The organism is Mesorhizobium sp. M1E.F.Ca.ET.063.01.1.1 (assembly GCF_003998155.1).
Lineage (GTDB): Bacteria > Pseudomonadota > Alphaproteobacteria > Rhizobiales > Rhizobiaceae > Mesorhizobium.
Map to the genome: position 1 here is coordinate 1 of NZ_RZSC01000477.1, position 4,646 is coordinate 4,646.

Sequence of the window (4,646 nt, forward strand, 5' to 3'; positions counted from 1 at the left end):
AACCAATACAGCCTGCCGACGCTGGTAGCGACAGGCATCGAGAGGGCAGCGAAGGACAGCGAGCGCGGCCACTGCTCGGTACGCTGAGCCCTCAACCTCTCAGCAAAGCCTCCACAGCCGCGGCGATGCCGAGAAGACGTCGGTCGTGACCGTTGCGCGCCACCAGCATCAGCCCGGCCGGCAGCCTCATGCCAGGCAAGGGCAGCGAGATCGCACACAGGTCGAACTGGTTGGCGACCTGGGTGTTGCGCAGCAACAGACCTTCCGTTCGGTCTCGCAGCGCTTCATCGCCGGCCATAGCCGCAATGGACGGCGCAACCATCGGCACGGTCGGCAGGGCAAGCACATCGATCGCTTGCAGCCGTTCCTCGATGGCCGCAACCAGTTCTGTCCGGCGGCGGATTGTCCTGATGTAGGCGGAAGCGGGAACCGTCAGCGCGCGCGACAAAGGCCCGCTGACATGCGGATCGACCGGCACCGACGCGCCGGCAGCCAGCCAATCGGCATGCACTTCCGCACCTTCCATCGACGCGATCGAAGCCCTTTTTGTCGCTGCGCGCATCTCGGCGATGAGATCGTCGATCGGCAAGTCGGCGACGCGTCCGCCGACTTGTCCGATCTTGCCGATGCACTGCTCGAAGGCTGCGGCGACCTCGGCTTGCGTCTCGTCGAAGAGCACGCCGCGCGGGATGCCGACACGCAGGCCGGCGAGCGGGATGGGCTGGAGAGAAGTCGGCTCCTCGCCCGCCATGATCGCGTCGGCAGCCATGCAATCGGCTACGCTGCGGGCGAGCGGCCCGATCGAATCCAGTGTCGCCGACAAGCGAAAGGCGCCGGCTAAAGGCACGCGCCGCGCCGTCGGCTTGAAGCCGACGACGCCGTTGAGCGAGGCCGGAATGCGCACCGAGCCGCCGGTGTCCGAGCCGATCGAGATATCGCTGCTGCCCTCGCCGACGGCGACCGCGGCTCCGGACGAGGAGCCGCCCGGAATCAGGCTGGCATCGGCGGCGTTGCCCGGCGTGCCGTAATGCAGATTGTCGCCGATCGCGGTGAAGGCGAATTCGGTCATGTTGGTCTTGCCGAGGATCACGGCGCCGGCCTGGCGCAGCCGGCCGACGATCGCGGCATCGCGCAAGGCGGGGGCCGCTGTCCTGAGCATCAGCGAGCCGGCCGTGGTCGGCTCGCCGGCGACGTCGAACAAGTCCTTGATCGAGACGATCGTGCCGTCGAGCGGGCCGAGGCTTACGCCGGCCTTATGGCGGGCGTCGGCCCCGGTGGCTGCTGCCCGCGCGGCCTCGACATAGAGCTTTGTGTACACCTTCTCGTCCGCGGCGCGATTGGCAAGACGTGACAGGATGATTTCGAGGCGGTCGCGAACGGATTGCATGTCGATGTCGGACTCCGCAAGGATGCAACGTCTTTAAAGCAATTCCAGGAAAAGTGTGTAGCGGTTTTCCGTCCGGAATTGCGTGAAAACAAAGACTTGATGCGGTCGGCTAGGCCAGCGCAAGGGATAACCCGGCAAGCGTGCCTGTGCACCTGCCAGCGATAGGAAAAGACTGATGCTGTACAAAGGCAGTTGCCACTGCGGCAAGGTGGCGTTCGAGGTCGAAGGCGAGCTTGGCGGCGCCGTGCGCTGCAACTGCTCGATCTGCGGCCGCAAGGGCGCGTTGCTTTGGGCCGTGCCGCACGAAAGCATGCGCCTGGTCGCCTGGGGAGACGATCTCGGCAAATACACCTTTGGCAGGGGTGCGATCGCGCATCGTTTCTGCCGGACCTGCGGCATCCATCCCTTCGCCGAGGATGTCGGCCAGGGCAGCGAGCGCAGCGCCTACATCAACATCAACTGCCTCGAGGGCGTCAACCTACCCGCAGTGCAGGTCTTCGAGTTCGACGGCCGCGCCGCCTGATGCATGTCGCCCAAAAGTGCGCAGCGGTTTTGGGACAACGACATGCATCAAACAAGATTTAAAGCGCGTCGCCTGAATTCGTTTCAGCGTGACGCGCTTTAGCAGCGCCAGAACGCCAAGCCCGAGCAAGCAAAGGCGACCATTGCCCCACGCCGGCATGGTCGACCAACGGGGCCTTGATTGAGATCAAGGGCGATTCTCGGACCGGCACTATCTTGCCTGCGAGCTTATTCGAGAGGGCGCGATGAACAGGCGAACGATGCTCGTGGGCGCAGGCGCGGCGCTTGTCGCGGCGGGCGCCGGTGTCGCCGCTTGGCGATCGGCGGTCGGGTCGATGGTCCAGTATCAGGCCTTCGCCGCCGGATTGCGCGACCGGCTGACGCCCGATCTTGAAGCCGTGATCCGTTACGCAACCCTGGCGGCCAACAGTCACAATACGCAGCCCTGGCAATTCCGGCTTGAAGGGCAGGCAATCGAGATCCGGCCTGACTTCCGGCGACGAACTCCCGTCGTCGATCCTGACGACCATCATCTCTATGTCAGCCTGGGATGCGCCGCGGCCAACCTCGCGCTCGCAGCGGCGGCGACTGGCCGTTCCGGCGAGGCCTCGCTCACGGCGGATGGTAACGGAGTCCGTTACGACTATGTCATGGGCGCGCCGAAGGCGGACCCTCTTGTCGATGCCATTTCGAAACGCCAATCGACGCGTGCCGAATACGACGGTCGCGCCATCCCTCCGGCGGATCTCGTTGAACTTGAGCGGACAGCGGCGATGCCGGGCGTGAGCCTGGCGCTCGTTACGGACCAGGAGCGGATGAAGCAGGTGCGGGATCTTGCCCTTGCCGGCAACGAGGATCAGATGAACGACCCCGCGTTCATGCATGAGTTGAAACAGTGGATACGATTCAACCCGCGCAGCGCGATGGCAAGCGGCGATGGGCTCTTCTCCGCCTCGAGCGGCAACCCGGCGTTGCCGACCGGCTTGGGTTGGGTCGCGTTCGACCAGCTATTCAACGTCGCGCAAGAAAATCAGAACTACGCCCGTCAAATCGACTCATCCGCCGGGGTCGCGATCTTTTTTGGCGAGCGACCGGACCATGATCACTGGATCAGGGTCGGCCAGGCATGCCAGCGCTTCGCTTTGGCAGCGACCAAGTTGGGGCTCAAGACCGCCTTTATCAATCAGCCCGTCGAGGTCGCGCGTCTGCGCGCCGACCTGGCGGCGATCATCGGCGAGACCCGCAGACCTGATCTTGTAATGCGGTTCGGCTATGGACCGACCTTGCCGTTTTCGCCAAGAAGGCCGGTGGCTTCGGTGATCGCATGATGGTGTCGAGCCTGAGTGCCGCCGGCGGCAGCTTCTCCGTTGGCCAAATCATCGACTTTTCGCAGCGGCCATCATGACGGCATCGGCCCGAAGCTCTGGAGGCTCCGGGCCGACACGAGAGAGATCATAGCGACCAGACTACTCAGCCTGTCTCGGCCCCATCGCGAACGTTACCAGAGCCGCGAGCAGCGTCGCCACGGCACCATAGGCGAAGGCGCTCGCCACGCCGGCGTGGTCGACCAGCAGGCCGCCGAACACCGCACCCAGCGCGATCGCCACCTGGAACGTCGCGACCATCAGGCCGCCGGCGCTCTCGGCCTGGTCGGGCGCGGCACGCACCAGCCAGGTCTGCAGCCCGACCGGCACCGCGCCGAAGGCAAAGCCCCAGGCGGCAACCGCGATGGCCGCGATCACCGGCGCGGCGCCGAGCGCGAGCATGGCGAGCGCCGACAGCGCGATCAGAAGCGGCGCCAGCCCGACGGCAAGTTTCAGGTTGCGCTCGGCCAGGAAGGCGCCGGCGAAATTGCCGAAGAAGCCGCCGATGCCGTAGGCGAGCAGCACCAGCGAGATCGTCTCGATCGGCATCACCGGCACAGTCTCGAGGAACGGCCGCACATAGGTGAAGCCGGCAAACTGCCCGGAGGCGACGAGCAGCACGACCAGCAGGGCGACGCGGATCGTCGGCCGCTTCAGCACCTCGATCAGGGTCCGGAAGCTTGCCACGGCCGTCGGCGGCAGACTGGGAATGGTGGCAAGCTGCACCAGCAAGGTCAGCGCGCCGACGACGGCCGCGATCATGAAGGCCGTGCGCCAGCCCCAGATGTCGCCGACATAGGCGCCCACGGGCGCAGCGGTGACGGTCGCCACCGAAACGCCGGTCAGGATGATCGACATGGCGCGCGGCATCAGCCGCATCGGCACCAGCCGCATCGCCATGGCGGCCGACATCGACCAGAAACCGCCAAGCGCTACGCCCAGAACCACGCGGGCCAGAAGCAGCATCGTGAGCGAGGATGCGAAGGCGGCGAGCAGGTTGGAGACGATGAGAAGCACCGTGAGCATCCACATGACCAGCCTGCGGTCGAGCCGCTTGGTTACAATGGCCATGGTGGGTGCTGCGATCGCGCCGACGACGGCCGTCGCCGTCACCGCCTGGCCGGCGGCGCCTTCGCTGACGCCGAGATCCTGCGCCAGCCGCGTCAGCAGGCTGGCGGGCAGGAATTCCGCGGTCACCAGGCCGAACACGCCGAGCGCCAGCGAAACCACCGCGCCCCACACAGGCTCGGTTCGCTCCTCGGGTTCGGTCCTGTCGAGAACGGCGGCGTCGATGACGCCCGTGGCGGGTTCGGTCATGGGAAATCCCCGGAAAGGTTGCGCCGCAACATTTGGCTGCAGTGCAACATAGGGAG

The 4,646-nt window shown here is 65.8% G+C and carries 4 protein-coding genes; 2 read left to right on the plus strand and 2 right to left on the minus strand.

Annotated elements, in window-relative coordinates; translation table 11 throughout:
* Positions 1–91: 91 nt before the first annotated feature.
* Positions 92–1,387: an amidase gene (locus EOA29_RS25780; protein WP_127221802.1), complete on the minus strand. Its 1,296-nt coding sequence runs from the start codon at positions 1,385–1,387 to the stop codon at positions 92–94.
* 175 nt (positions 1,388–1,562) lie between these two features.
* On the opposite strand from EOA29_RS25780, the gene EOA29_RS25785 reads away from it, so the two are divergent.
* A complete protein-coding gene (locus tag EOA29_RS25785; RefSeq protein ID WP_127221803.1) occupies positions 1,563–1,910 on the plus strand; it encodes a GFA family protein in 348 nt (115 codons plus the stop codon).
* Positions 1,911–2,169: 259 nt separating this feature from the next.
* Complete coding sequence (locus tag EOA29_RS25790) at positions 2,170–3,237, plus strand: nitroreductase family protein (RefSeq protein ID WP_348627547.1); 1,068 nt, start codon at positions 2,170–2,172, stop codon at positions 3,235–3,237.
* Between the two features lie 138 nt (positions 3,238–3,375).
* Here EOA29_RS25790 and EOA29_RS25795 read toward each other — a convergent pair whose 3' ends face one another.
* Complete coding sequence (locus EOA29_RS25795) at positions 3,376–4,590, minus strand: MFS transporter (RefSeq protein ID WP_126091858.1); 1,215 nt, start codon at positions 4,588–4,590, stop codon at positions 3,376–3,378.
* Between the last annotated feature and the right edge of the window lie 56 nt (positions 4,591–4,646).